A 26,750-nucleotide genomic window follows, 5' to 3' on the forward strand; every position below is an offset into this window, starting at 1 on the left:
GCGCCTTCCCGGTTCAGTCGCGATTGGCTGCTTCCCAGGCTTTCAGATCGAAGCCCCCGGCAGCTGCTGTCTGTGGGGTGAGCTTGGGCGGGCGGGCAAGAACCTTGCGTGCCGCCATGTGATCGCCCATGCGATTACAGGATTCCACCGCGACCAGATGCTGATTGCGGAAACACAGCACCGATACTTCACGCGACTCGACCGAGCCTAGAACTACAGTACTGTCGTAACCGGTCGAGAGCCCGGCGATCTGCAACTTGAGGTTGCCCTGATCTGTCCAGAACCACGGCAAGGCGGAGTAGGGCGCAGGCTTGCCCATCAGCCGCGCCGCAATGCAGCGGCCCTGATCGACGGCGTTCTGCACCGATTCAAGACGGGTCGGCTGCTCGTCGTTGTACAGGCAAGGGAAGCAAGCGGCATCGCCAAGGGCGGAAATCTGCGGATCCACGGTAAGCAGGCTGACGTCGACCTTGATGCCGTTTTCGATCTGCAGACCTGCTTCGGTCGCCAGTTGCACGTTGGGGATCACGCCGATGCCGAAAACCACGAGGTCGGCCGGCAGCGTACGGCCATCGGAGGTTTCCACGGCGCATACCCGCCCGTTGTCGCCAATGACGCGCGCGAGACCCTGGCGAAAGTCGAAATGGACGCCCCAATGTTCATGCGCATCCCTGAATACCTCCGACATTTCCCGCGACAGCGCGCGGGCCATGGGGCGGTCACCCAGTTCCAGCACATGCACGGTAGCGCCAAGCGCTGCTGCGACTGCTGCGAATTCGAGGCCGATAAAGCCGGCGCCCACTACAACGACATTCCGCGCTTCCTTTACCAGGGGTGCCAGCACATCGGCATCGGCCTTGGCCTTGATGCCGAAAACACCCTGCAGCTCGGCGCCCGGAACGGTCAGCGGTCGATTGTGCGCGCCGGTGGCAAGCACCAGATGGTCATACGTGGCGACGGCGCCGGAAGCGAGCAATACCCTGCGGTTCAAGCGGTCTATGGCCGTGGCCTGATCATGTAGTAGCTCAATACGCTGGGTCTCGAAGAATTCGGCAGGACGGAACAGCAGGCTCGTTTCACTGATCTTGCCGAGCAGGTAGGCCTTGGACAGAGGCGGCCGTTGATAGGGCAGGCCAGGCTCATCGCCGATCAGGGTGATTTTCCCGTCATAGCCTTCCTGACGCAGCGAAGCAGCTACCTGAAATCCGGCATGGCCGGCACCGATGATCACTACCGAGGCGAGTGACATAGGACCTCCTAGAATTACGCCAGCGGTCGGCGCTTAGAATTGTGACTCGGGCAGGTGTATGACCAACCCGTCCATGGCTTCGCTGATCACCAGCTGACAGGTCAACCGGCTGTTGTCGCGGCGCTCGAACGCATAGTCCAGCATGTCCGACTCCATGCCTTCGGCGGCAGGCAGTCTGTCCATCCACGCTTCTTCGACATAGGCGTGGCAGGTCGCGCATGCGCAGGCGCCGCCGCAGTCCGCCGGGATTCCGGGAACCGAGGCAAAGGTTGCGGCTTGCATCACCGACTGGCCGATGTCACCGCTAACCTGATGTTGCGTGCCGTTGTGTTCGATAAAGGTCAAGGTAGGCATGGTCTGCTCCGTTTTTATTTTGGGTCAGGGATGGGCCAGCATGGGAGACGCGGCAAAGCGCGGTGTTCGCCCCAATGTAAGCAGCAACAGCGGGCCAACGACGCAACAGGCCGCTGAATAGAGCAGCATGGCGTTGTAATTTCCGGTGGTGCTCAGCATGTAGGCGAACAGCAACGGGGCGAGCGCCGAGGCCACGGTGTTCAAGCCCTGATGCACGCCGAACAGCCGGCCGTATTCGCGCAGACCGAAAAAGCGCGCGATCAGAAATGCGGCTATATCGAACTCCGCCCCGGCGCCAAATCCCACCAGAACCGCCGCCAACAGCAGTGAAGAAAACTCTCCTGTCCCGCTGAGATAGATCGCACATCCGATGGCTGGAAGCGCCAGGCTGATGGCCGATATTCCGGGCGGCCACACACGGTCGAGCAAGTAGCCGATCAGCATGCGACCGAAAATGAGAGAAAAGCCAAAGCCGCTGAAGATAAGGTTGGCATCGCCTGCCGACAGTCCTCTGGATTGCAGCATCGGGACTGTGCTGGTGACCATGCCCACTATCGAGGAAATCACCAGGCCGAGCGCCAGGTTGCAGGTCCAGAACTTTCGCGAGGTCATGCCTTCGCGGAAGGACATACCGGGCAGTTTCTGTAGATCGGCCTCTCTACTGTCCGACTGGGCCCCGGCAACGCCTGGAACCTTAAACCACAGCAGGATGAGCGGAAGCAGTACCAGCAGATTGAGCAAAGCCAGAATCACGAACGCGGCGCGCCAGTCCCATTGGCCAATCCCCCAAGCCATTAAGGGAGGAATAGTTGCAGCCGTGATGCCTGTGCCGGACAACCCGATCGCCAATGCAAGACCACGGTTGCGGTCGTACCAGAGGCTGAGCAGTTGGGTCCAGGTGACTGCCAGCGCACCCATACCAAGAATGGGTAGCACGGCGAAAGCGAAATACAGCGACCAGATAGACCCGCTCAGTAACGTCGTTGCCAGGTAACCGAGGGAGAGCAGCAGCAGGGAAACGACGGTGACCCGCTTCATGCCGTAGCGAAGGTTGAACCAGCCGACCAGCTGCAGCGAAATGACAGCGCCACCGAACAGGAAGGTGATGCTTGCTTGAAGCTCACTCTTGCTCCAGCCAAAGGCCTCGCCCAGCGGTACGACGAGGGTGCCGAAGCCATAGAGAAGTGCCGCGTTGATACTGATGGCGACGCCCGCCACGGCGAGAATCAGAATTTTCCAGCTCTGGCGAAACTCGAGGGTATCGATCGCCGCTTCGCTCTTCGAAGGGGTCATGGTTGGCTTCCTTATAGATTTTGTTGAGCCAAGCGAAACGCATCGCGAAATTGATTTAATTCTGATGGTGAAATTAAATACTGATACGAGAATAAGTCGTTTCTGCCGGTCTTGTCTAGCTATCACGAGCCGAACATATATCAGCACCGCCCAGTGGACGCGATGCTACCAGTGGCCGCTTGACAGGGAGGCGCCTGGCTCTGGTATCCGTAGGCAGCTCCTTTTACCTTACCGACTTGCATTCTACCGGCAGATAATTCTGGCCGACTCGCTGGCTTGCCGTGCTGGGGGCTGGTCTATTTAGTCGCCTAGAGTGCTGTTCGCCAGGCTCGGTGCGGAGCTCAAGTGCGCATGGTATTGAGTCTAAAAAAATAATGTACAAAAAATTGATAAGTGTTCATTATCGGCTGTAGCTGAACCTGATAAGGAGACAAAAATGAGTTCAGAAAAAGCGCAATTCAAAGTGGTCGCCGACCGTAGCCGCTGCTGTGGATATGGTCTGTGCGCGTCCGTCTGCCCGAGCATCTACAAGCTTGATGCCGATGGCCTTGTGTATCTTGATAGCGACCTCGTTCCCCCAGAGCTCGAAGAAGAAGCTCGCGAGGGCGCAGCCGCTTGCCCCGCCGAAGCAATTTGGCTCGAAGAAATCAAATGAACGACGAATCGGCCTAAGCGCTGGCAATAAGGCTAGGCGGATCGGAGTATCGGGAGGACAGAATGGCAGGTCGCTTACAGAACAAGGTTGCGCTGATCACCGGTACTGGCGGTGGGCAGGGCAGGGCAGCTGCGCTGCGTTTCGCTCAGGAAGGCGCCATTGTGGTGGGTTGTGACTTCAATGGGCCGGCGCACGAGGAAACCGCTGCGCTGATGCAGGAGCAGGGTTTGCGCTTATATGGCATGGCTCCGCTGGATCTTGGCGATCACGAACAGGCCAAGGCCTGGATCGACGCCGCCGTGGCCGAGCATGGTCGCATCGACATCCTTTATAACAACGCTTCGGCCGCGCGTTTTGGTGCGGTTAGCGAGATGTCAATCGAGGACTGGCACTACACCATCCGTAATGAGTTGGATCTGCTGTTCTACACCACCAAATACGCTTGGCATCATCTTGCCGAGCAGCGTGGCGTGATTATCAATATTTCATCCACTGCAGCGTGGGGCGGCTCCAAGGTCGCCGGCATCTCGGCGCATTCGGCTGCCAAGGGTGCGGTGGTGTCCTTTACCCGCCAGCTCGCGGTGGAAGGTGCGCCGGTTGGCATACGTGCTGTCAGCCTCAGCCCCGGATTCGTTGCGACGCCCGGTACCCGAGCATTTCTGGAGAATCCGGAAGCGCGTGCAGCGTTGCTAGATGGCGTGCTGATGGACCGTCCCGGTGAGCCTGAAGAGGTGGTCGCCATGGCGCTGTTTGTGGCTTCCAGCGAGGCCTCGTTCATTACCGGGTCGGATTTCGTCATAGACGGCGGGTTGCTCGCAATCTAGCAGCGCTCGTGCGGGCGCCGGTGGCGTCCGTGAACCTAGAACAACAAAGAGGTGAATTCTCGTGGATATCATCGGCATCGGTTACATGGGCTTCGAAACCACCAAACTCGATGAGTGGCGTGACTATGGCCCAAACGTCATGGGCTTCGGAATCGGCCGCAGCCCCGAGAGCGACCCCGATTCGCTTTATTTCAAGATCGACGATCGCCGCCATCGTTTTGCCTTCCACCCCGGTAAGGTCGACCGTCTCGCCTATATAGGCTGGGAAGCGATAGGACGGATGGCTTTTGAGGATGCGTTGAAGAAATTCACCGCTGCAGGCGTCGAGTTCACCCGCGGTGATGCGGAGCTGTGCGAAAAGCGCGGCGTGCGCGAGCTGATCCGTTTTCGCGATCCGGTCGGCTATCAGCATGAACTTTTCTACGCACAAAAATGGACGCCACGCTCCTTCATGCCGGGGCGCTGCCATGGTGGCTTCGTTGCCAACGAGCGCGGTGCTGGGCACGTCGTGGTGATCACGCCGGAATACGGCCCCGAACTCGAGAATTTCCTGATCAACGTGATGGGCTTCAGCTGGTATGGCGCAGGCGCTGGCAAGGGTCGCACCGGCTTTTTCCGTTCCAAGCTGAACCATCACACCAGCCATGACATCGCATATGGTTTCGGGCCGGGGCGTATGGGTGTACAGCATGTCGGCATCGTTGTCAGCAGCATCCGCGACGTTGGCGAGACCTACGACATCGTGCGTAAACGTGAGCTGCCAATGATGATGACGCTCGGCCAGCATACCCAGGACCCGCACGTGTCCTTCTACCATTTCACGCCTTCGGGCTTCGCCATCGAGACCATTGCCGAGATCGAGCCGTGGCAGGGCGATCCGTTCGAACTCAATCCAGAAGTATTGAGCGTGTGGGGGCATGAAATGGTTGGCCCCATCCTCGGGCCGAGCGTGAAAACGCCTGAAGAGATACTCGATCCGGAATATTTGGCCAGCAAGCGCTGAGATGCGCATCGCGCGCGTGGAAGTTGCCGGCGAGGCCTTTTGGGCCTTGCTGGATGCCAATAGCGTTCGCCTGCGGGCCATTCGGGCGCCTTTTAGCGAATGGGCACCGTCGCTTGGCGAGCAAGGGGAAGCGGCGCTGGGCCTCGACGCTGATTGGATTCCTCTAGCAGCGTGCCGCCTGCTACCGCCACTTCAGCCTGGTGGGCGGATTTTCGGCGTTGGCCTCAACTATCTGAGCCATCTCGAGCGGCTAGGTAGCAAAGCACCGGCACATACCCTGGCGTATTTGATTCCGGAATCAGCTCTGGTTGGCGCGGGTGAAGACATTCAGTTTCCAGCCGTGACGGGTGAGCTCGACTATGAAGTCGAGCTGGTCGCCGTGGTCGCCCGTCCTCTACTGGACGAGCCGCAGGCGAGCGCGTGCTTGATTGGCTATACGGTTGGCAACGATATCAGCGCACGGGATGCGGGCCGACAGATCGGGCGTCTCGACCTGCTTACGCAAAAAGCCATGGATCGCACCACGCCGATTGGCCCTTGGATAGTCACGCTCGATGAGCTTGGTGGCCCCGGTCAGCCGGCACTGAATCTGCAACTGAGCGTCAATGGTCAACAGCGTCAGCAGGACAACACCATAAACATGATTTTCCCGGTGGACGAGCTGCTCAATTACCTCGATGCACGGATAACGCTTCGCCCAGGGGATATGGTTTTTACCGGCTCGACGCATGGCGTGGCGCTCGAAACGGGCAACTTTCTCAAGCCCGGCGATGTGATCGATGCTCGGATCGAGGGTGTTGGTCGATTGTGCAACCGCGTCGGTGATCGGCGCGAGCTACATTCTGCACGCAAGGTAGGCCGGCTTGGGCTGCCTGCGGGTGATGACGTTAAAGGCTAAGTGGCGCCAATCGTTCGCAACCTTGTGTGTAAAGGAGCAGCATGAAAGAGGGATCACCCTGGGTTCCGTTCCGTCACCGAGTATTCCGAGGCCTCTGGTTTGCTGCTGCTGTTGTAAACCTGGCTATCTGGATGCAAACGGTCGGTGCGGCCTGGATCATGACGACGCTGTCGTCGTCACCGCTGATGGTCTCGCTGGTACAAACGGCGATGACGCTTCCGGTCTTTTTGTTCGGCCTGCCAGGTGGAGTTATTGCCGATCTGGTGGATCGTCGGCGCTGGCTGATCGTCACGCAGACGGCCATGCTCGGCGCTGCTGCAGTCTTATGCCTGCTTGCTTATACGGACTCGCTTGGGGCCTGGACTTTGCTCCTGCTCACCTTTGTTCTAGGCACTGGTAGCGCTTTGGGAATGTCCGCCTGGATGGTGACCATCGTCGATGTGCTGCCGCGAAGTGAGGTTCCGGCCGCGGTATCGCTGAATGGCATCGCGACCAATGCGGCTCGGGCATTGGGGCCCGCGATTGCGGGTGTCTTGATCGCTTACTGGAATGCTGCTTCGGTCTTTTTGGTCATTGCGCTGTGCATGACAGCCGTGATTTTGTTCATTCTCACCTTGAAATCAAGCCGCCAGATTCATGATCTGCCACCTGAAACCTTCAGCGGCGGTATGCGCAGCGGTTTGCGTTATATCCGGCACTCGTCTGTCCTGTTCAATGCGTTGAAGCAGGTGTTCGTTTTCACCAGTTGCGCCAGCGCGTTATGGGCACTGATGCCTCTGGTAGCCAAGGACGAGCTCGGCATGGACGCTGGCGGCTATGGCTTGCTCATGGCGTTCATGGGCGGAGGGGCGGTGGTGGCCGCTCTCAATCTCACGAAGCTGTATCGCCGGTTTACGTTGCGCACACTCATTGCGACAGGCGCGACCGCTTTTGCAGCGGCAACGCTAGCTGCTGCGCTGACGCATAACCGGTACGTCGTCTGCGCGATGCTGATGTTCGCTGGCATGGGCTGGATGGCGGTAAATGCGACCATCTCTACGGTCGTGCAAACATACGCAGCGAACTGGGTGCGCGCCCGGGTCGCCTCGGTGTATCTGCTGATGCTGATGGGCGCCATGGCGCTGGGCGGCGCACTGTGGGGCGCGTTGGCGGAGTATGTAGGGCTCAATAACGCGCTCATCATATCTGCCGCGACCATTTTGCTGGGGCTTCTCATCACCCGTAACGGCACGATCGAGTTGGGTAACGAAGCTGATTTCGCCGAAGCGCAGCAGACCGACAAGCTAATGTTGGCCCGCGACGTTTCTCATTCCGATGGCCCGGTCTCTGTGGAGATCAGCTACCGAGTCAATGATGCTGAGCGCGACATTTTCATCCGCACGGCCTATACAGTCGGCCAATCAAGGCGACGAAACGGGGCGCAGAACTGGCGGCTTTATCGTGATCTGGGTGAAGCGAATCTCTACGTCGAACGTTTCATCGTCGAATCCTGGCTCGAATATTTGCGCCAGCGAGCTAGAGTTACCAGAGCTGACGAGTCGAGAGAAAATCGCTTGCAGCGATTCCGATGTGACACGCAGGCAACGCGCCGTTACATCTACCAAGCCCCTTCGGCAAGCGATCAGTAATTACCGCTTAGCAATCCGTATACTGAATTATTTGCGGTGTTTAATTCTCAGTATAGAATGCAGATCTAAAGCGAAGCATGAGTTAGGGATTTGCATGAATAACAACGAAGTTCTAGACCTCGGTGAGCATCAAAAGGCCAACGGTGCCGTCCTTGTCAAGCCGGTGGCCAATGCGATTCGTATCTTGCGACATCTGAGTCAAGTCGGTACGCCTGAGCGCTCCGTTGATATCGCGCGCCAGCTTTCAATCAATCCAAGCACATGCTTCAACATCCTGCGCACACTGGTTGCTGAAGACGTGGTGGATTTCAATCTCATGTCAAAGCGCTATTCGGCGGGGATAGGGCTGGCACGTCTCGTTGAGCAGTTGGTCACCCAGGGGCAGCGGGTGCAGCTGGCGAAGCCGCTACTACAGAGTCTGGCTGCGAGGCAGAGCATCACTGTCACGTTATGGCGACGCCTGGGTGCGGACCGCATTGTGATCGTCAGTTCCGCCGCGAGCCCCACGGACGTACGAATCGATATGGCCGAAGGGCAGCGTCTGCCGATGCTGATGGGTGCTAGCGGTAGGTTGTTCGCGACGCAGATTGATCTCGACAGTGACGATATACGTGCGACCTACGACAGTATCCGCTGGGCTCGGCCGTTGCCTTTCGATATGTACCGGGAAGAAGTGCGCGAGGCTCAGAAGCGGGGCTGGGCAACAGACGATGGCCATTTTTCCGTGGGCATTCTTGCTGTTGCCGCGCCTGTCTTTTCGCCCGGCGGCAGCATCGACTTTACGGTTTCGGCAGTGATGTTCCGCGGTCAGCGTGATGAGGAGGGCATCGCCGAATTGGGCGATGCCCTCGTCGAATTCTGCAGCGAACTGGCCAGCGTCCTCTTCTAACAATTACTCCCGAACCAGCAAAAGGCTGCCGCCCAATGGGCCGCCTCCGGCCGCCACTGCACAGACTCGGTTCTCCGTAGTCTGCCGCCCCTCGGCTCGCCCCCATAGCTGCAGGCAGGCTTCATGCACATAGCCCAGGCCGTGGGTGCGGCCACCGGAAAGCTGGCCACCATTAGTATTGATAGGTAGCTCGCCGTCCAGCGCGATACGCTGACCACCCTCGACGAACGCGCCGCTTCCGCCGGTCGGGCAGAGCCCCAGGGCCTCCAGCCAGATCATGGTGAGGATGGAAAAGCCGTCGTATAGCTGCGCGGAGTCCACATCTTGGGGGCGATAGTCGGTGCGGTCCCACATCATCCGACCTACGTCGAAAGCCGCCATCTGGGTGAGTGAGATCTGATCCCACGACCACGGCTGATTCAATGCCGCGCCAATGGATTCGATACGAATCGGCGTATTGCGTGTGTCGCGCGCGGTATCTCGCCGCGACAGTACGATTGCGGTGGATGCATCGCAATGTACGTCGCAATCGAACATACGCAGTGGAGTCGAGATCATCCGCGATGCCATGTAGTCGTCCATGGTCATCGGCGTTCGATAAAGTGCCTTTGGATTACGCATCGCATTTCGGCGACAGGTCAGGGCTATCTGAGCCAGCTGTTCGGGTCGTGTGCCGTACTCATGAAAATGGCGCTGCGCATAGAGCGCCATTAGGTTGATGCCGGACATTACGTTGAACGGCGTGAACCATTGCCACGCGAAGCTGCTGTCGCGGCCCTGAGTCTTGTTGGTGAGCGCGCCAGCCTGCTTGTTCGACATGCGGGCCGATGCTTCGGTGATGGTGCGAAATACCAGCACGTGTTTGCACAGGCCTGCTTCGATGGCCATGGCTGCGTTGATCACGCCGGCAAGCGGGCCGGGGCCTTCATAGCCTGCACCGAACCAGTTTACGTTCAGGCCCAGTGTGCTTTTGAGCGCGCTGGGGCCAACGGGAGAAAAGGGGTCGCCGTTGTTGTTGTCCCCCGGCCAGCACGCGACGCCGTCTATGTCGCTACGCTCCAGGCCTGCGTCGGTAATGGCTTCCAGGCAGGCGTCAAGCGTCAGGCGCATTGCTGACAGCGAAGATGGGCGACCGATTTCGGACTGTCCGATGCCGGTGATGGCTACTTGTTTATCGTATCGACGATCGAACATTCATTGATCCCTTTCGAACATGGGCAGCCAGACATCCTCGACGTTCAGGAAGCTGACTCGGACCGGCATGTCGATATGCACCTGTTGCGGATCCATGCCGATAACGTTACTGACGAAGCGCAGACCCGACTGCTCGACCAACTCAATGATCGCTACGACGTACGGCACGTCGAGTTCGGCGGTCCATGGCTGGTAGTTAAGCGTGTAGCTCACCACTGTGCCTTTACCGGAGACTGAGCGTGGGCCGACCTCGAAGCTGGCACAGCGAGGACATATGGGACCGGGAGGATGAAAGAACTGAGAACATGCTTCGCAATGGTGAATCAGCAGTTCGCCTCGCTTGCCGCCCTGCCAGAAGGCGAGGGTATCGGCGTTCAGCGCGGGTAGTTTTCTAGGCATCGACATTCCATCCAGGTGCGCATCTTTCAGTTACGTTATCATTTGTACATAAAATCGAAAAGTGTCATATTTCGTTTCGAGTTGGCACTGCTCCGAGCGGTGCGTCGTAGAAAAAAAACAAGAGGCTTTCAGTATGTCCCAGTCTTTGCAGGACAAGACCATTGTCGTCACAGGCGGCTTCGGCGTGCTTGGTAGAACCCTTGGCGATCTGCTTCTGGCCCGAGGTGCCCGAGTAGCGCTACTTGACCGCGCCGAGCTGTCCGGCTCATTCCCTGAAGCTGCACAACTGCATGCCATCGGCGGCGTTGACCTGACGTCCGTCGACGCGGCAGCGGAGGCATTGAACAGGGTAGTCGAGCATTTCGGGCGCATCGATGGATTGGTCAACGTAGCCGGCGGTTTCGCCTGGGAAACGCTTGAATCCGGAAGCCTCGACACCTGGGATCGCATGTATCAAATGAACGTGCGCACTGCGGTAGTGGCCTCCCAGGCGGCGCTGCCCCATCTCACTGCAACCGGCGCGGGGCGGATCGTCAATGTCGGCGCGTTGGCCGCACTCAAGGCTGGCATGGGCATGGGCGCCTATGCGGCGTCAAAGGCTGGCGTGGTTCGCCTTACCGAAGCGCTGGCAGAGGAGGTCAAGGACCGGGGCGTCACTGTCAATGCCGTACTGCCGAGTATCATCGATACGCCGACTAATCGCGCCGACATGCCGGACGCCGATCCGGGCCGCTGGGTATCGCCAACAGCACTGGCATCGGTAATCGCGTTTCTTCTGTCGGACGAAGCGGCCGCTGTAACCGGCGCCTGCCTGCCTGTGAGTGGTCGCGTATGAGGCTCGTAACCTATACCGATAGCGCTGGCTTCGAGCGCGCCGGGGCATTGATCGAAAATGATGGGCTGATTGTCGACCTGCAGACTGCCTATCGCAGTATGCAAGGTCGTGAGAGCCCCGAATTCGCCAGCGTTCTGACGTTGATCGAAGGCGGCGAACAGGCCCTCGAACAAGCTCGGACGCTGGTAGCCAAGGCGCCCTCCGCAGCTGTCATCGAACGCGCCACCGTCAAGCTGCGCGCGCCGATCCAGCCACCGCCGCAGATGCGTGACTGTTCATGCTTCGAGCTGCACTTGAAACAGAGTTTCGCCGCCGCCAGACGAGCGCGTGCCCTACGTACGCCGGACCCGGAAGCGACACTGAAAGCGATGAACACGGGTGCCGATGACCGGGTAATCGAGACCTTCAATCGACAGCCGATCTATTACAAATGCAACCGCTTTGCGGTAGTCGGTATCGACGATGAGTTTCAGTGGCCGAGCTTTAGCAAGGCACTGGATTTCGAACTGGAATTCGGCTGCTACATCGGTAAGCGGGGCAAGGACATAAGCCGTGACGCAGCCCGCTCGCATATTGTCGGCTACACCATTTTCAACGACATGAGCGCGCGCGACGCCCAGGCGAAAGAAATGTCCGGAATGCTCGGCCCTGCCAAGAGCAAGGATTTCGACACGGCCAATATCATGGGGCCCTGCCTGGTCACCTCTGATGAACTAGGCGATCCCTATGATCTGGACATGGTGGCGCGGGTGAATGGCGAAGAATGGGGGCGCGGTAACACGCGAGACATGCGCTGGCAGTTCGAAGATGTCATCGCTCATGTTTCACGTTCGGAAACCCTGTATCCCGGCGAATTTCTCGGTTCTGGCACCGTGGGCAATGGTTGCGGGTTGGAGCAGTTGCGTTATCTCAAGCCAGGAGACTTGGTGGAGCTGGAAGTGCAGGGCATCGGCGTGCTGCGAACCCGTGTCGGCACCGCCACGAACGACGCCTGAGGCAGTGGCCTGTTTGGCCAGTTGGCCTGGCTCAGAACCTCAAGCTAGCCATGCCGGTTTATTTCAGCAGCAAGATGTCACATAAAGAACATGGGCATCTAGTATACATATTAGTGAAAAGTGTCTTATATTCAGCTTGTCTCAATCGCCCTCGGCGGCTATGCCCTATAAACAGGAGGCAATCATGCTAACAACAACGAGCCCCGTATTGTCCGACGGAACCAAGGTCTCGGATCTTATCTACCCAGCGACACGTGAAGTACAGATGCGCGTCCTGAGCGACCGGGAAATCTATGAGCTGGAGATGGAAAAGATCTTCGGCAAGATCTGGGTCCTGCTCGGCCACGAATCTGAAATCCCTAACTCCGGCGATTTCATCGTGCGCGACATGGGCTCGGATTCGGTGATTGCCGCCCGCGGTAAAGAGGGTGAGGTTTTCGTTTCGCTTAATGTTTGCCCGCATCGAGGCATGCGCATCAGTACCGCCGATTGCGGTAATACACAGATTCATAAGTGCATCTACCACGGTTGGGCGTTCCGGCCCAACGGTGACTTCATCGGCTCGCCAGTCGAGCGCGAATGCATGCACGGCAAGATGATGGCCAAGGAAGAATTGGGTCTGAAGAAGGCTCGGGTGACGCTTTATGGCGGTCTGATCTTCGCAACCTGGAACGTCGACGGTCCTTCTTTCGATGAGTTCCTGGGCGATGCCAAATGGTATTACGACATGCTCTTCTGCCGCAGCGACAAGGGCATGGAGGTATTGGGCCCGCCGCAGCGGTTCATCGTGAACGCCAACTGGAAAACCGCTGGCGAACAGTCGGCTGCCGATGGCTTCCATACCCTGACCTTGCACCGCTGGCTGGGTGAAGTAGGCAACTACGCGAAGAAAGGTGAAGGCGAGGGCGAGGGTGCCGACCTTAGTCCGGAAATGATCGGCGTCGAGATCAGCTCTCCCCACGGCCATGCACTGCGTTGTATCGATCTGGCGCGCAAGATCAAGCGCCTGACAGGTCTGGACCCGGCGACCTTGTCGGTCGAGGAAAAACTGAACGCGCTGCCTCCTGCAGGTATGACGCGTGACATGGTCGAGCAGTTGGCGCGTAACCTCAGTGAAGATCAGCTCAAGGTGCTGACCAGTATGCCGCCGCAGGTAGGAGGCATGTTCCCGAACATTCTGTTTGGCTTCGTTTATATCCCGCAGCCGGATGGCAGCGTGGTCGGCTCCATGACGCTGCACGCCTATGTGCCTCAAGGTCCGGACAAGCTTGAGTTCGTCAACTGGATATTCGCCGAGAAGGATGCGCCACCAGAGCTTCGTGAAAAGATGCTCAAGCAGACCATCCAGCTGTTTGGGACATCCGGCATGGTCGAGCAGGACGACTCCGATACTTGGCCACACATGACGCACGCCGCCAAGGGCGCGATGGGTCGCAAGAGTACGCTCAAATATCAAGCCTGTTTCGAAACCGGCGCGCCGGAAGGGTGGCCAGGCCCAGGTATCGTCAATGAGGGCTTCACCAAAGACGATACCCAGTGGCACTGGTGGCAGTACTGGCACGAACTGATGACCGCTTCGGACGAAAAGTAGGCCCTCGCTGGCCTGGGTCACGACAAAAAAGATAACGGAGATTTCCATGGCAGAAGTTCAACAACGCGGCGAGGACCAGATCCAGCCGGGCTCTCCGGTCGGTATCAAGCGTGTGCCGGTCGGAGAAAATATTTACAACCAGGCCGTGACCTTCCTCTATGAGGAAGCAACGCTACTGGATCAAATTCGTTTGCAGGAATGGGCAGCACGGCTTGATACCGATCTGATCTATACCGTGCCGCTGCGGCATACCCGCACCCAGTCCGAGCTGTCGGTGAGCATTGTGCGTAGCGTGCAGCATTACCACGATGACTATCGGTCGATCATGGGGCGTGTGCTGCGTCTCTCCGGCAAGAGCGCTTGGGCGGAAGACCCGCCATCGCGTACGCGGCGGTTGGTGACGAATGTGTTCGTCGAGGAAACCGCCACCCCTGATGAGTATGTAGTGACTAGTTATCTGCTGCTGACGCGCAGCCGGTTCAAGGACCATCACGTCGACATCATCAGTGGCGAGCGTCGCGACGTGCTGCGTATGCACGAAGATGGCTTCAAGTTGGCGCGTCGCGAAGTCATTATCGACCAGGCCGTTCTGGGCACTCCAAACCTCGCTGTATTCCTCTGATGATGAGCCCGCATCTCTTTCGGGATGCGGGCCGTCTCATTGCAAAAGCTCGTCCTTCCCTATGACCCACGGCTGTTCAGCCAATCCTGATCACTCGCGCACAGTTTTTCTTGCGACGATCCGAAATCCCACGTCGATCCCTTCACCCGTATGGCCTGTTCCGCCCGTTCGGGTTGCTGGCTATAGCAGAGGCCGCTCGGGACTGCATGTGTCTGCCTATCCAGGTCACGTTCTCTTCCCAGCGAAATGAGCGTGCAGCGGCGCAGTATCAACGCAGCCTCCGCTTCCTCTTCCGATAAAGTTTGCAACGCCCAGCGCGCCATCCCCTCGCGTAGATTGACTCCGGCATAAGATTTGGGCGCCTCGATAAGCGAACCATTTACGGACCAGTCCAGGCTCCAGTCTCGATCTCGCGTTAACCTCGCGGTTGTTCGATTGTCGACCCGGCCAGGAATTTCGATATCGTAACGACGCCTGCGACTCTGACGGGCTGCTGCAGCAATCGCCAGTCCCGCGAGATCGAGGAGATGCGTGCACTGGTGCTTTGCGTCCGTCTGGCGCGTTACCGAATGAGCGACCCGGTTGATCCGCATGCCGACCAGGCGCTCAAGGGGCTCGCTTGCCTGCAGGCAAGCGGTGTAGGGGTACCGTATCGCCTCGCCACCGACAGCAATCAGTGCGCCAGCTTGGTATTTCGCCCATACGCGAAAGTGGTGAAAGTCATCTTCGAGAGCTGCGCGAACTTCACCTTCGCCGTGTTCTTCGCTGGTCACTATGTCCACTCGGCGGCGAAACGTACTCATCTAGTTATCCTTTTTGCTGAATAATGCCCGATGACGCGGATAGGAGTATATTTGAACACTATAATAAAAACTGTCTATCTAAAACAAAAAAGGAGAGGCTATGAAATTGCTACGAGAGCGTGTGGCGCTTATCACTGGCGCGGGTGGCGGTATAGGTCGAGGGGTAGCGTTGAGCTTCGCCAAGGCGGGCGCTGCGGTGGTAGTTGCAGAGCTGGACGAACAAAGCGGTAGAGCCGTTGCGCAAGAGCTGAAAGCGTTGGGCGCCAGGGCGCTGTTTGTGAAGACCGATGTTTCCAGCAAGGAAGACATCGAGGCGGCCATTCAGGCTGCCGTGGATGAATTCGGTGGGCTCGATGTCCTGGTGAACAATGCGTTTGCGCCTACACCCAACGTCCTGCTTGAAGATAAGACCGATGAGATGCTGACCAAAACGCTCAACTCCACAGTATGGGCAGCCTGGTGGGCGATGAAGGCTGCGCTGCCTCATATGAAGGCACGTGGCGGCGGAAAGATAGTTAACTTCTACTCCATCGACACCGAGATCGGTGCGTGGCTGCATGGCGATTACAACACCGCTAAATCAGCCATTGTCGGCCTGACCCGCAGCGCTGCGTCGGAATGGGGGCGGTTCAACATTTGCGTTAATGCCGTAGCGCCCACAGCCATGGGCGCGACTTTCCACAAACTGGCGGCGGAAAACCCCGGGTTCGCGGAAATGTCGGCCTCAATGCGGCCATTGGGGCGCTGTGGCGATCCGGAGGAGGACATCGGCCCGGTGGTTGTCTTTCTGGCCTCGGAGATGGCGCGTTTCATTACTGGCGAGACCATTCACGTGGATGGCGGCCTGCATTTACCGGGCTATAACTCACGCCCTAAAGACGTTCCCGTTCGGGAGTACTGAAACAATTGTGGGCGCAGCCCTCGCTGCGCCCACATGCCAATTCCGATTCCTTAGCCCGCAATGCATGGTTGCTTCGCGAGGTAGGGAAGGGGCTGTGCCTGTGCCCAGCCCCTCGCAGCGGGCTTAGCGCTTATCTACCTTGATATCCGTATCTTCCAAGTCCCATGTCGAGGCTGTTTTACCTTCGTCCCGAAGGAGGTATTTCAACACTCGCCCCTGCGGGTTTTTCGGCAGCGTCTTGCGGAATTCGATGTACCGTGGCAGCGCGTAGTAAGGCACCGAGTCGGTAGCCCACTTGAACAGCTCTTCTGGCTGAAGCGTCGCGTCATCGTGCAATACCGCGGTGACCTTTACGTCGTCTTCGCCCTTGTCCGACGGAACGGCGTGTACCGCAACTTCGGAAATGCCTGGGTGCACGGCGAAGGCGGCCTCCATCTCGAAGCTGGAAATGTTCTCGCCACGCCTGCGCAGGTAGTCCTTTTTCCGGTCGACGAAATAGAAGAAGCCGTCGTCATCGAACTTGCCGATGTCGCCCGTGTGGAACCACATGTTGCGCATCAGCTTCAGGGTGTCCTCCGGACGCTGCCAATAGCCTTGGAACATGATGTCCGGACGCAGCGGGCGCACCACAATCTCACCGGATGTGTTCGCCGGTACCTCACGGTCTTCATCATCGACAATACGTACATCGAAGTCCGGGATACGCTTGCCTGACGAGCCAGGCGCCGCATATTCGCCACCTGCAAGCGATGTAATCACGCAGGCCTCGGTGAGACCGTAGCCATTACCGCCTACCAGCTTGGTGCCGAAGCGCTCACGCCATATTTTCTTGGTCTCCTCGGTATATGGATTGCCGCGAGCCGTATGGATCTGGCCATAACACCGCTTCATCGCGTCGTTTTCAGGCGCCTTTGCCAGCAGCCCGCCCATGCCACCGAGAATCGACGCAATGGTGGCGCCGGAGCGTTCGACCTCCTGCCAAAAGTTGGAAACGGAGAAGCGCGGCAGTATCGCTGCTCGCGCGCCCACCAAGATGCTGGCAATAATCGACACGCAAAGGGCATTCATATGAAACAGCGGCAGCGGCGTGATGGTTACGTCGTTCTCGTTCGCAGGTCCGGCCCGCAATTGCAGGCGCGCCAGGTTGCACATGAAGTTGTAGCTGATCATGCAGCCTTTCGATGGTCCCGTGGTTCCTGAGGTGTAGATGAGGCAGGAGAGATCGGATGGCTGAGGCTTGGTCTCGAAAGGCGTTTCGTCATGGCCGCGGAACTCATCCAGCGAAGCGACCGAAATGGCGCATTCAGGGAGCGATTCCAGCTGGCCACGGTAAAGAATGCTCTGCACCTCAGGCAATTTCGACGCAAGCGGCACTATACGATCGAGATAGGCCGCCTCGCAGATCACCACCTTGGTATTGGTGTCGGCTATCTGGTGGCGCAAAAACTCACCCTTCAAGGCAGTATTGATCGGTACGCTGACGGCACGAAGCTTGTTGATCGCGAGCCATGTCACGACGGCGTCGATGTTGTTGTCCAGCATCGTCAATACCGTTTCGCCTGCCTTCACACCTAGCGAAGCGAGCGAATGAGCCATTTTGGTAGAAAGTAAATCAGTTTCACCGTATGTGTATAAATCACCGCTAAAATCAAGCAGTACCTTGTCTGGATGCCGCGCTACAGCGCGCTCAAGTGCTGCGATGACAGTGTCTCTTTCGCCTACTGCCCAGGTGTCTGTATTTCCCGTGCCGCTCATGGCTCTTCTCCTTGTGGGGCGCCGCCAGTCGCTGGGTCGCCTGATGTTATTTTGAAGGGAGAATTCGATTCTAAATACAAATTCATAGAATGTCTTTAGGCAAAAGTTGAACAAATCTAGATTATGTTGCCTATTTCCTATGCTAGTGTTGCGTATCTTTCTTGTTATGAGCCCCTGCACCCATGCCAAAGCGCGCAAATCAGCTTGCTGAAGCAGTGTCACCTCCGCCGAAAAAAAAGGCCGCACCCCGTGTGAAACCTGTGAGTACTGTCAAGAAAACCGTTCGTCAGGGCATTGGCGTTTCATCTTCTGGCGCCAAGGTAAAACCCAACCGCCGGTCGGAAGAGACCATTTCCAATATCCTCGTGGCCACCGAAGAAGTAGTGCTGCGATCAGGTGCTGATCGCATTTCGATCCTTGATGTGTGCCAGGTCGCCGGTGTTTCCCGTGGGACGTTCTATCGATACTTCTCGTCGCAAGACGACCTGCTCGATACCTTCTCCAGACACAAGCGCGACAGTTTCCATACATCGCTGACCCAGGCGTTGGGAGATATCGCCGATCCGGATGCGCGGCTCAACGCGCTTATCGTCTATTTGGACAATTACCTCGAGCAAAGTCGCGCGCAGCGCCTGCTGACGGTCGCGCCTGAATATGCGCTGGGGTTCTTCCGCCGAATTTTCCATGACTCCATTGTTCGTTTCCAAGATGTGCTCGACATCGTTTTCGACGAGTGGGACGAGCGACTTGGCGTCAGGCTTGATCGCGAATTGATCAGCGAACTGATCATCCGCTATGTGATGAGCGAGACGCTGGTGTCCGAGTCGGCGAACCGTCGCATGCTTCCCGTTCGTGTGAAGAAGCTGATCGCGGCCCTGACAATCGGATCGACCTCGCGCTCGCGCCGCTAGTCCGTCACTACCCGCTACACCTAAAGCAGAGCTCTCCTCCCGAGGGTTCTGCTTTTTTTTGCGCGCCATTTTTTCAGCCGAAATGCGAACGGAACCGCGATTCGAGCGCTTTTACGTTCCTGTGTGGTGATGGCTTCCGCAGGGAGGCGCTCTAGAACACTGCTTCCGGCGTAGCTATAAAAATAAATTGAACAGTTTTTTGATTTATGACCAGATTAATTTTATGATCTGTCCATGGGGCTTGCACGCTGCCGTTCAGGGGCAGTAGACCCCGGTTATACGGCGCAGCTGCACTGCGCTACACATAATTTTAAAAAGTGCCAATTTCTGAGGTAACCGGACATGCTTATTGATCTTCACGCCCACGCGCCACACCCTGATTACTACGACCAGCATCCCCATTGGGGGCCGGCTTTTGAGTCGCAGCCCGATGGCGATATCAAGTTGCGTGTTGGTGAGTGGATTCTTTCTCTAGGCGCACCAGAACGTAAGAAAGCCCTGCGCGAGGCCCATGCCCGCGGCGAGACCTTGAACGTCGAAGAGTACATGGCCAAATGGCGCGACCCGAGCAACCGCCTCGCGGCTATGGATGCGGCGGGGCAGGATGCTCAGGTTCTGTCCGTTCCAAGCCATTGCTACATGTATTGGACCGAAGCCGAGTTCGCTGTCCCGTTCGCTCGCAAGGTCAACGACGTGATGGCTGAGTATTGCTCGGCAGCGCCCAACCGGCTGATGTTCTGGGCGCACGCTCCGCTGAACGTACCCCTTGAAGCGGCCAAGGAAATCCGCCGTGCCTGCAACGAACTGGGAGCGAAAGGCCTGAGCGCCGGTGGCTCTAACTTCGGCGGGCTGGAATATGACTCGCCAGAGCTTGATCCGGTCTGGGAAGCGTTGTGCGAAGTGGACCTGCCGATTTTCGTTCACGGATACAACCAGTCCGTGACCTGGGGCAAGGACGCCAATACCGATAGGTATGAAACGACCGCGATCCTCGGCATGAATTACGACGAAACCAAATGCCTGTGGTACCTCATTAACGGCGGAGTGCTCGATCGCTTCCCGAAACTGAAGATTTACATCACCCACGGTGGCGGCTTCGTTCCTTATCAGCTGGGTCGGCTTGCCCAGACCAACCCGAACCTAGACGTTTTCCACAACAAAAAGCCATTCCTAGATTACCTGCCCAACTTCTATTTCGACGTGGAGCTGCACGAGCTTCCCATGCGTCAGGCCATGGTCGATGTCATCGGCGCGGATCGGGTTCTTTATGGATCGAACTTCGGCGGCAGCGACGCAGTCCGTCACGATCTGACCGAGGGGCTTCGCCTGTCGGACGAAGACCTGCAGAAAATTCGCTGGAAGAACGCCTGCGAACTGCTGCGCCTCGATCCCGCTAAAGTCGGCAAGGTTGGTGTCTGATGAAACTGGCGCGTTGTTCCCATAAAGATGGCGAACCCTTCTGGGCGGTAGTCGACATCCAGCAGGATGAAGTCACACCCATCGTCGGCCTGTTTTCCGAGTGGGCTCCCGCCATAGCCCAAGGCAAGGGGATCAGTGCGTTGCGTTTCCTGGGGCGGCCAGTGCCGCTTTCCCAGGTTCGCCTGTTACCGCCAATCGAGCCCGTAAATCGAGTGGTTGTCGCTGGGGCGAATTACACCAAGCACCTCGCCGAGGATTTTGGCCTCAGCGCACCGGCGCAGCCTGTGGCCTTTCTCAAGGCCTACGGCGCACTCATCGGAGCCCACGATCCGATTCGCTTTCCGCCGCTGACAGAAAAGCTCGATCACGAGGTCGAGCTGGTGGTGGTCATTGGCAGCAGCGAGATCGACCTGGCTGACCCCTTGGGTTGCGTCCTCGGATATACCGTTGGCAATGATGTAAGCGCCCGCGACCTGCAGCTCAGCGGTCCGCCGGGCATCGGAATGGATCTATTCGCTGCCAAAAGCCAGGACAAGACCACCGGACTTGGTCCGTGGATCGTCACCAAGGATGAATTCCCGGCGGGGTCTCCAGCTCTCAGGTTGACTTTGAAAGTAAACGGCGAAACCCGCCAGGACAGCTATACCAGCGAAATGACCTGGAATGTTGGTGAGTTGATCAGTTTCGTCCAACAGCGCTCCAGTTTTGCTTGCGGTGACGTGTTGTTCACGGGGTCGCCGGCCGGAGTCGGGATGGGAACTGGCGTGTATTTAAACCCTGGCGATGTGGTCGAGGCGACCGTGGAAGGCATAGGTACGCTACGTAACGTAGTTGGCGAAAAGCCCAGCGTCTAAATCGAGAGCGAATTAAATGACTAATAAAGAAGACAAAATTGTAGTGGTTGGTGCCGGCTTGATGGGTACCGGCATTGCGCATGCATTCGCCAGTTCGGGATTCGCCACCTTGTTGGTGGATACTCACGCCGAGTCGCTCACTCGTGCCAAAGGCAACATCGAAAACATCCTCAGCACCGGCGTCAAGCTGGGAAAGATTACCGATGAGGTCGCCCAATCTTCGCTGGCGAATTTGATTACCTGTGGTGATTTGAGCGAGGCGGCGCTTGGCGCCAACTGGCTGGTGGAAACCGTTTCCGAACAACTGGCCGTGAAGAAAGCCGTTCTAGGTCAGGCTGCGCCTCTGCTGGCACCGAACGCGATCATTGCGACCAATACTTCAGCGCTGAGCGTCACCGAAATTGCCGCATCGGTGCCCGGCTTTGCCGACCGGGTCGTTGGCATGCATTTCTTCAATCCAGTGCACAAGATGAAGTTGGTCGAACTGGTGCGCGGCCTAGCCACCACTGACGAGGTCGTCGTGCGTACCAAGGCGCTGTGCGATGCGATCGGCAAGACTTCGATCACCGTCAACGAGTCGCCCGGCCTTACTACCAGCCGCATGTCCGCTCTACTTGGTAACGAAGCCATGTACATGCTGCAGGAAGGCACGGCGACGGCCGAAGATATCGACACTGCGCTGCGCATGGGTTTCAACCATCCGATGGGGCCGCTGGAGCTCGGCGATCTGACAGGTTGGGATACTCGCTTGTCGGTGCTGCGGTACTTGCACCAGACACTGGGAGAGAAATTTCGACCCTGTCCGCTGATCATCAAGATGGTTGCCGCCGGACGTCTGGGTCGCAAGACGGGGCATGGCGTCTATCGTTACGAGGACGGCAACCGAGTGCCGGGCTCCGGCCTAAAGGCGAGTGCGCTATGAAAGACATCGTAATTGTTGATGCGGTGCGGACGCCGGTCGGTCGTTTTCGTGGAAGTCTTGCGGGCGTGCGAGCCGACCATCTGGGTTCGCTGGTCATCGGCAAGCTGCTCGAGCGTGTCGACCTATCGCCATCGCAGGTCGACGATGTGATTTTCGGCTGTGTTACGCAGATCGGTGAGCAATCAGCAAACATCGCCCGCACCGCGCTTCTTGGCGCTGGCTGGCCGGTGACGATTCCGGGGCTGACACTCGACCGCAAGTGTGGCTCGGGCGAAGCTGCGGTGCATGCTGCGGCAGGCGCTATCGCGTCTGGTATGGCTGATGTCATCGTTGCAGGCGGCGCGGAAAACATGAGCCGCGTGCCCATGGGTAGCAATCGTGAAATCCACGGCGAAGCCTTTGGTTGGATGGCGGCAGAGCGTTACGAGCTGACGAGCCAGGGCGAGGCCTCCGAGCGGATGGCTGACAAATGGTCACTCAGTCGCGAAGCGTTGGACGACTACGCTTTCGAAAGTCATCAGCGTGCCGCGAAGGCAGCTGATGCGGGTTATTTCGATAGCCAGATCGTTCCGGTACCGGTCGAGTCGTTGCGTGAGCACGCGCTGACCGAACCAGCAGCTGATCTGGCGGCGGACGAAACCATCCGTCGCGATACCTCGAGGGAAAAGCTCTCGACGCTGAAAACCAGTTTCCGCCCTGAGAACGGGCGGGTCACTGCAGGTAATTCCTCGCAGATATCCGATGGCGCCGCTGCGCTGCTGTTGATGTCCGCGGACACCGCCAAGCAGCTGGGCCTCAAGGCTCGCGCGCGCATCCGCGCCTTCGCGACCGTAGGTGCAGACCCAACGCTGATGTTGACCGGCCCTATCGAGGCGACCAAGAAGGTGCTGGGCAAGGCTGGTTTGTCCATCGGCGACATCGACCTTTTCGAGGTCAACGAAGCCTTCGCGTCGGTACCGCTTGCCTGGATGCAGGAAACCGGTGTGCCGCATGACAAGCTCAACGTCAACGGCGGAGCCATTGCGTTGGGTCACCCGCTGGGTGCCAGTGGCGCGCGGCTGATGACTACGCTGCTCAATGAACTTGAGCGGCGGGGCGCCCGCTATGGCCTGCAGGCGATCTGTTGCGCTGGCGGCCTGGGTACTGCAACGATTATCGAGCGGCTCGACTGATCTTCCGACAGTGAGGTAGCGGTTATGGCGCGCGTGTCTTTCGTTCCGCTGGATGAAATGCCGAAAGAGTTACGTAGCGCCGTTGCGCGCGGCCAGCAAAGTCGGATGCTGAGCTCGCCCAGACCTGTTCAGGTCTGGGCGCATCGGCCCGGTGCAGCATTAGCCTGGCTTGGTTTGCTGGAAAGCCTGCATCAGGACAGCCTGCTCGATGAGCGCCTGCGTGAATTGGTGCGCCTGAAAATCGCCAGCATCACCACCTGCCAAGCGTGCCAACTCGCTCGTAAATCCGACCACGTGACGGAAGATGACATCGCCTGCCTTTCTTCAAATAGCGATCGTTTCGAACCGTCTGAACGAGCTGCTTTGATCTTCGCTGAATTGTTCGCCAGCGATTACATGGCCATCAGCGACGAACACTATGCGCGTCTCGCCGAGTTCTTCTCCGAGGCTCAAGTGGTCGAGCTGAACATGTACTGCGCGCTGATGCTGGCGGGCGGTCGGATGACCTATGTGCAGCAGGCGTATTGAGCGGGTCGACGCCCTGCATGGATGTGGAGCAGACCGTCCGATAAATTTGATCGAAATGTAAAAAGCCGTTCAATAAGTGCGCAGTTGGGCCTAGTATCTCGCCCATGCAGGCAGTTTTTAGACGCAATGGCGTATGCCTGAACAATAACAAGGAGAAGAACAATGTCTACACAGGCGCGGGACAATCTGGGCAAGGCGTTCGCGGACGTCGCCAGCAACTATCGTGGAAGCGATGTGGACCTTCATGCGGTATACCGCGAGATGCGCATGAATTCGCCGGTTCTTGAAGAGAACTTCATGGCGCGTCTGGGGGTGCCGAGCATCGCCGGCCTGGACGCCAACCGTCCTACGTTCACCTTGTTCAAATACAACGATGTCATGGCAGTAATGCGCGATGCCAGCAACTTCACCAGTGGTTTTATCGCTGAAGGCCTGGGCGCTTTTTTTGACGGGCTGATCCTCACTGCGATGGATGGAGACGCGCACAAGAACATTCGCAACCTGCTGCAGCCGGTGTTCATGCCTGAAACTGTCAACCGCTGGAAAGAAACCAAGATCGATCGGGTTATTCGCGAGGAATACATCAAGCCGCTGGTGCCGAGCAAAGGCGGCGATCTGATGGACTTTGCCCTGTATTTTCCGATTCGGGTTATCTATTCCCTGATCGGCTTTCCTGAGGATCGTCCGGACGAGATCGAACAATATGCTGCCTGGGCGCTGGCGATCCTTGCCGGCCCGCAAGTTGATCCTGAAAAAGCCGCCGCCGCGCGTGGTGCCGCGATGGAAGCTGCCAAAGCGCTCTATGACGTCGTAAAGGTTGTCGTAGCCGAGCGCCGCGCAACCGGTGCCGAAGGGGATGACCTGATCAGTCGGTTGATCCGAGCCGAGTATGAAGGCCGTTCGCTTGATGATCATGAAATCGCGACCTTTGTGCGTTCGTTGCTGCCGGCCGCCAGCGAAACCACTACGCGCACATTCGGTACGTTAATGACATTGTTGCTCGAGAACCCTGAGGTATTGGAGCGGGTGCGCAACGATCGCAGCCTGGTCTCCAAGGCCATCGACGAAGCCGTACGTCTGGAGCCTGTCGCCACCTTTAAGGTGCGCCAGGCTGCAAAGGATATGGAAATCCGCGGTGTGCAGATTCCCAAGGGCGCTATGGTGCAGTGCATCGTCACCTCGGCGAACCGTGATGAGGATGCCTTCGAGCACGGTGACGTATTCGACATCGACAGACGACCGAAACCCTCGTTCGGCTTTGGTTTCGGGCCGCATATGTGCATCGGGCAATTCGTCGCGAAGACGGAACTCAACTGCGCGCTAAACGCGATTCTCGACCTTATGCCGAATATCCGCCTGGATCCTTCCAAGCCTGCACCAGAGATTATCGGCGCCCAGTTGCGCGGACCGCACTATCTCCACGTCCTCTGGGATTGAGGCATCGGCTTACTGCCCTCACGCCACGTCCAGCCCTTTCCTGCCCCGCAGGGAAGGGCGCCTGCCCTTGTTGTTTTTCCCTCGTTGAATTTTGCGGTGCTTGGTACCGGTAAATGAATGTGTTCGCTCTCAAGATTGGATTTGAACACAATCGAAATATGTGTTTAATTTGATCGCAACGTGTTCTATGCTTTGGACACAACAACAAACCCATTTGCGAAGGGGAAGAACAATGAAGGTTGAAGATCTCATTCTCGTCAGCGTTGATGACCATGCCATCGAGCCACCAAACGCCTTTGCTCGCCACATGCCTGAGCGCTTCAAAGGGCGCGAGCCTCATGTCGTCAAACGCGGCGACCGCGATGTATGGGTTTTCGAAGAGCAGGCCACCGGCTACATGGGCCTGAACTCGGTAGTTGGCCGACCGAAGGAAGAGTACGGCATGGAGCCGTTGGGTTATGACCAGATGCGTCGCGGTACCTGGAGCGTGGCTGATCGTGTCGACGACATGAACGCCAACGGCGTGCTCGGCTCGCTGTGCTTCCCGACGTTCCCAGGTTTTGCCGGTCAGCGTTTCCAGAATCATCCGGATCGCGCCGTGTCCCTGGCCGCGATCCAGGCCTACAACGACTGGCATCTGCACGACTGGTGCAACGCTGCGCCGGGCCGCTTCATTCCGCTGATGCTGGTGCCATGGTGGGACATGCAGGCCGCTGCCGCCGAGGTTACGCGCCTGGCGAAACAGGGTGTGCATGCGCTGTCACTGTCGGACAATCCGGCGATCCACGGCTACCCGTCGATCCACAGCGATTACTGGGATCCGCTCTGGCAGGCCTGCTCGGACAATAACGTCGTGATCTGCTGCCACATCGGTACTGGTGTAAAGGCCAACCATGCCTCCGACCTTTCGCCAATCGATGCCTGGATCACGTCCATGCCTATTTCCATCGCCAACTCCGCGGCCGATTGGATCTGGGCACCGATGTGGAAGAAATTCCCCAACCTGCGCATGGCGCTGTCTGAAGGCAGCATCGGCTGGATTCCTTATCTGCTCGAGCGCGCCGATTTCACCCACCGTCACCACAACGCGTGGACCAACTCGAACTTCGGCGGGCAGATGCCCAGCGACATCTTCCACAAGCATTTCATCACCTGCTTCATCGAGGATAACTTCGGTCTGCAGAACCTGAAATTCATGAACGAAGACATGGTTACCTGGGAAAGCGACTACCCGCACTCGGATTGCACCTGGCCGAACTCGCCGGAGTCCGCATGGGAAGGGCTGCAGCACCTGTCCAAGGAAACCATCGACAAGGTCACCCATCTCAATGCCATGCGTGAGTTCTCCTTCGATCCATTCTCCATTCATGGACGCGAGAACTGCACCGTAGGCGAGCTTCGCAAGAAAGCGACGCACGTCAAGATCGAGCCCGCATTGGGGCTCGGCGGCGCCGACCACGGTCGCAATGACGGCAAGCCGGTCACGTCGGGGGACATCAACGCGATGTTCGAGAAGGCTGATGCCGGAACTGCTCTCTAACAGGCCGTAAAAAGTAGCGGCAAGGCGCGGCAATTCCCCGTTGGGGCAGGTTCATTTGCGATAGGTACTAACGCCTCGC

The 26,750-nt window shown here is 58.0% G+C and carries 26 protein-coding genes; 19 read left to right on the forward strand and 7 right to left on the reverse strand.

Going from position 1 to position 26,750, the window contains the following annotated elements; all coding sequences use genetic code 11:
- Positions 1-13: 13 nt before the first annotated feature.
- From E0D86_RS00455 to E0D86_RS00465, 3 genes are read right to left on the reverse strand one after another with little or no spacing between them, the layout of a single operon-like run.
- Positions 14-1,249, reverse strand: a complete 1,236-nt coding sequence (locus E0D86_RS00455) for an NAD(P)/FAD-dependent oxidoreductase (RefSeq protein WP_131648001.1) — start codon at positions 1,247-1,249, stop codon at positions 14-16.
- Positions 1,250-1,282: 33 nt separating this feature from the next.
- Complete coding sequence (locus E0D86_RS00460; protein WP_131648003.1) at positions 1,283-1,603, reverse strand: 2Fe-2S iron-sulfur cluster-binding protein; 321 nt, start codon at positions 1,601-1,603, stop codon at positions 1,283-1,285.
- Between the two features lie 24 nt (positions 1,604-1,627).
- Positions 1,628-2,896 (reverse strand): MFS transporter, encoded by a 1,269-nt coding sequence (locus E0D86_RS00465; RefSeq protein ID WP_131648940.1) that lies wholly within the window; start codon positions 2,894-2,896, stop codon positions 1,628-1,630.
- Positions 2,897-3,332: 436 nt separating this feature from the next.
- Here E0D86_RS00465 and E0D86_RS00470 point away from each other — a divergent pair, with 436 nt between their 5' ends.
- The 6 genes from E0D86_RS00470 to E0D86_RS00495 all read left to right on the forward strand — a co-directional run bounded on the left by E0D86_RS00470 (position 3,333) and on the right by E0D86_RS00495 (position 8,793).
- Positions 3,333-3,551, forward strand: coding sequence for a ferredoxin (locus E0D86_RS00470; protein ID WP_131648005.1), 219 nt, complete (start codon positions 3,333-3,335; stop codon positions 3,549-3,551).
- Between the two features lie 62 nt (positions 3,552-3,613).
- Complete coding sequence (locus E0D86_RS00475; RefSeq protein ID WP_131648007.1) at positions 3,614-4,375, forward strand: SDR family NAD(P)-dependent oxidoreductase; 762 nt, start codon at positions 3,614-3,616, stop codon at positions 4,373-4,375.
- Positions 4,376-4,436: 61 nt separating this feature from the next.
- Positions 4,437-5,378, forward strand: a complete 942-nt coding sequence (locus tag E0D86_RS00480) for a VOC family protein (RefSeq protein WP_131648009.1) — start codon at positions 4,437-4,439, stop codon at positions 5,376-5,378.
- A gap of 1 nt (position 5,379) precedes the next feature.
- On the forward strand, positions 5,380-6,276 hold the full coding sequence (locus E0D86_RS00485) for a fumarylacetoacetate hydrolase family protein (protein WP_131648011.1): 897 nt from the start codon (positions 5,380-5,382) through the stop codon (positions 6,274-6,276).
- A 41-nt stretch (positions 6,277-6,317) separates the two neighbouring features.
- Entirely contained in the window at positions 6,318-7,904 is a 1,587-nt protein-coding gene (locus E0D86_RS00490; protein ID WP_131648013.1) for an MFS transporter, read from the forward strand.
- Positions 7,905-7,998: 94 nt separating this feature from the next.
- Complete coding sequence (locus E0D86_RS00495; protein WP_131648015.1) at positions 7,999-8,793, forward strand: IclR family transcriptional regulator; 795 nt, start codon at positions 7,999-8,001, stop codon at positions 8,791-8,793.
- Between the two features lie 3 nt (positions 8,794-8,796).
- Here the strand turns inward: E0D86_RS00495 and E0D86_RS00500 are convergent, their stop codons facing one another.
- Both E0D86_RS00500 and E0D86_RS00505 read right to left on the reverse strand, forming a co-directional pair.
- Positions 8,797-9,987: a thiolase family protein gene (locus E0D86_RS00500; RefSeq protein ID WP_131648017.1), complete on the reverse strand. Its 1,191-nt coding sequence runs from the start codon at positions 9,985-9,987 to the stop codon at positions 8,797-8,799.
- Entirely contained in the window at positions 9,988-10,386 is a 399-nt protein-coding gene (locus tag E0D86_RS00505) for a Zn-ribbon domain-containing OB-fold protein (protein WP_131648019.1), read from the reverse strand.
- Positions 10,387-10,519: 133 nt separating this feature from the next.
- On the opposite strand from E0D86_RS00505, the gene E0D86_RS00510 reads away from it, so the two are divergent.
- The 4 genes from E0D86_RS00510 to E0D86_RS00525 all read left to right on the forward strand — a co-directional run bounded on the left by E0D86_RS00510 (position 10,520) and on the right by E0D86_RS00525 (position 14,429).
- Positions 10,520-11,221 (forward strand): SDR family NAD(P)-dependent oxidoreductase, encoded by a 702-nt coding sequence (locus tag E0D86_RS00510; protein ID WP_131648021.1) that lies wholly within the window; start codon positions 10,520-10,522, stop codon positions 11,219-11,221.
- On the forward strand, positions 11,218-12,216 hold the full coding sequence (locus E0D86_RS00515) for a fumarylacetoacetate hydrolase family protein (protein WP_021207963.1): 999 nt from the start codon (positions 11,218-11,220) through the stop codon (positions 12,214-12,216). Before E0D86_RS00510 ends, E0D86_RS00515 begins: the two co-directional genes overlap by 4 nt.
- Positions 12,217-12,400: 184 nt before the next feature.
- Positions 12,401-13,807, forward strand: a complete 1,407-nt coding sequence (locus E0D86_RS00520) for an aromatic ring-hydroxylating dioxygenase subunit alpha (RefSeq protein WP_131648023.1) — start codon at positions 12,401-12,403, stop codon at positions 13,805-13,807.
- 46 nt (positions 13,808-13,853) lie between these two features.
- Positions 13,854-14,429, forward strand: coding sequence for an aromatic-ring-hydroxylating dioxygenase subunit beta (locus E0D86_RS00525; RefSeq protein ID WP_131648025.1), 576 nt, complete (start codon positions 13,854-13,856; stop codon positions 14,427-14,429).
- Between the two features lie 59 nt (positions 14,430-14,488).
- Here the strand turns inward: E0D86_RS00525 and E0D86_RS00530 are convergent, their stop codons facing one another.
- Complete coding sequence (locus tag E0D86_RS00530; RefSeq protein WP_131648027.1) at positions 14,489-15,232, reverse strand: DUF2889 domain-containing protein; 744 nt, start codon at positions 15,230-15,232, stop codon at positions 14,489-14,491.
- A gap of 100 nt (positions 15,233-15,332) precedes the next feature.
- On the opposite strand from E0D86_RS00530, the gene E0D86_RS00535 reads away from it, so the two are divergent.
- Positions 15,333-16,133 (forward strand): SDR family NAD(P)-dependent oxidoreductase, encoded by an 801-nt coding sequence (locus tag E0D86_RS00535; protein ID WP_131648029.1) that lies wholly within the window; start codon positions 15,333-15,335, stop codon positions 16,131-16,133.
- Positions 16,134-16,256: 123 nt separating this feature from the next.
- Here the strand turns inward: E0D86_RS00535 and E0D86_RS00540 are convergent, their stop codons facing one another.
- Positions 16,257-17,888, reverse strand: a complete 1,632-nt coding sequence (locus E0D86_RS00540) for an ATP-dependent acyl-CoA ligase (RefSeq protein ID WP_131648031.1) — start codon at positions 17,886-17,888, stop codon at positions 16,257-16,259.
- A gap of 182 nt (positions 17,889-18,070) precedes the next feature.
- Between E0D86_RS00540 and E0D86_RS00545 the strand changes: the two genes are divergently transcribed.
- The 8 genes from E0D86_RS00545 to E0D86_RS00580 all read left to right on the forward strand — a co-directional run bounded on the left by E0D86_RS00545 (position 18,071) and on the right by E0D86_RS00580 (position 26,671).
- Positions 18,071-18,799, forward strand: coding sequence for a TetR/AcrR family transcriptional regulator (locus tag E0D86_RS00545; RefSeq protein ID WP_131648033.1), 729 nt, complete (start codon positions 18,071-18,073; stop codon positions 18,797-18,799).
- A 342-nt stretch (positions 18,800-19,141) separates the two neighbouring features.
- Positions 19,142-20,218, forward strand: a complete 1,077-nt coding sequence (locus E0D86_RS00550; RefSeq protein ID WP_131648035.1) for an amidohydrolase family protein — start codon at positions 19,142-19,144, stop codon at positions 20,216-20,218.
- Entirely contained in the window at positions 20,218-21,072 is an 855-nt protein-coding gene (locus tag E0D86_RS00555; RefSeq protein WP_131648037.1) for a fumarylacetoacetate hydrolase family protein, read from the forward strand. Before E0D86_RS00550 ends, E0D86_RS00555 begins: the two co-directional genes overlap by 1 nt.
- Before the next feature lie 16 nt (positions 21,073-21,088).
- On the forward strand, positions 21,089-21,994 hold the full coding sequence (locus E0D86_RS00560; RefSeq protein WP_131648039.1) for a 3-hydroxyacyl-CoA dehydrogenase: 906 nt from the start codon (positions 21,089-21,091) through the stop codon (positions 21,992-21,994).
- Entirely contained in the window at positions 21,991-23,166 is a 1,176-nt protein-coding gene (locus E0D86_RS00565) for a thiolase family protein (RefSeq protein ID WP_131648041.1), read from the forward strand. The genes E0D86_RS00560 and E0D86_RS00565 overlap by 4 nt, the downstream gene beginning before the upstream one ends.
- Positions 23,167-23,190: 24 nt before the next feature.
- Positions 23,191-23,694, forward strand: a complete 504-nt coding sequence (locus E0D86_RS00570; protein ID WP_042928787.1) for a carboxymuconolactone decarboxylase family protein — start codon at positions 23,191-23,193, stop codon at positions 23,692-23,694.
- 162 nt (positions 23,695-23,856) lie between these two features.
- Positions 23,857-25,131 (forward strand): cytochrome P450, encoded by a 1,275-nt coding sequence (locus E0D86_RS00575; RefSeq protein WP_042928789.1) that lies wholly within the window; start codon positions 23,857-23,859, stop codon positions 25,129-25,131.
- A gap of 232 nt (positions 25,132-25,363) precedes the next feature.
- Positions 25,364-26,671, forward strand: coding sequence for an amidohydrolase family protein (locus E0D86_RS00580; protein ID WP_042928790.1), 1,308 nt, complete (start codon positions 25,364-25,366; stop codon positions 26,669-26,671).
- Positions 26,672-26,750: the final 79 nt, after the last annotated feature.

The sequence above is a fragment of the Pseudomonas sp. IC_126 genome (assembly GCF_004331835.1).
GTDB lineage: Bacteria > Pseudomonadota > Gammaproteobacteria > Pseudomonadales > Pseudomonadaceae > Stutzerimonas.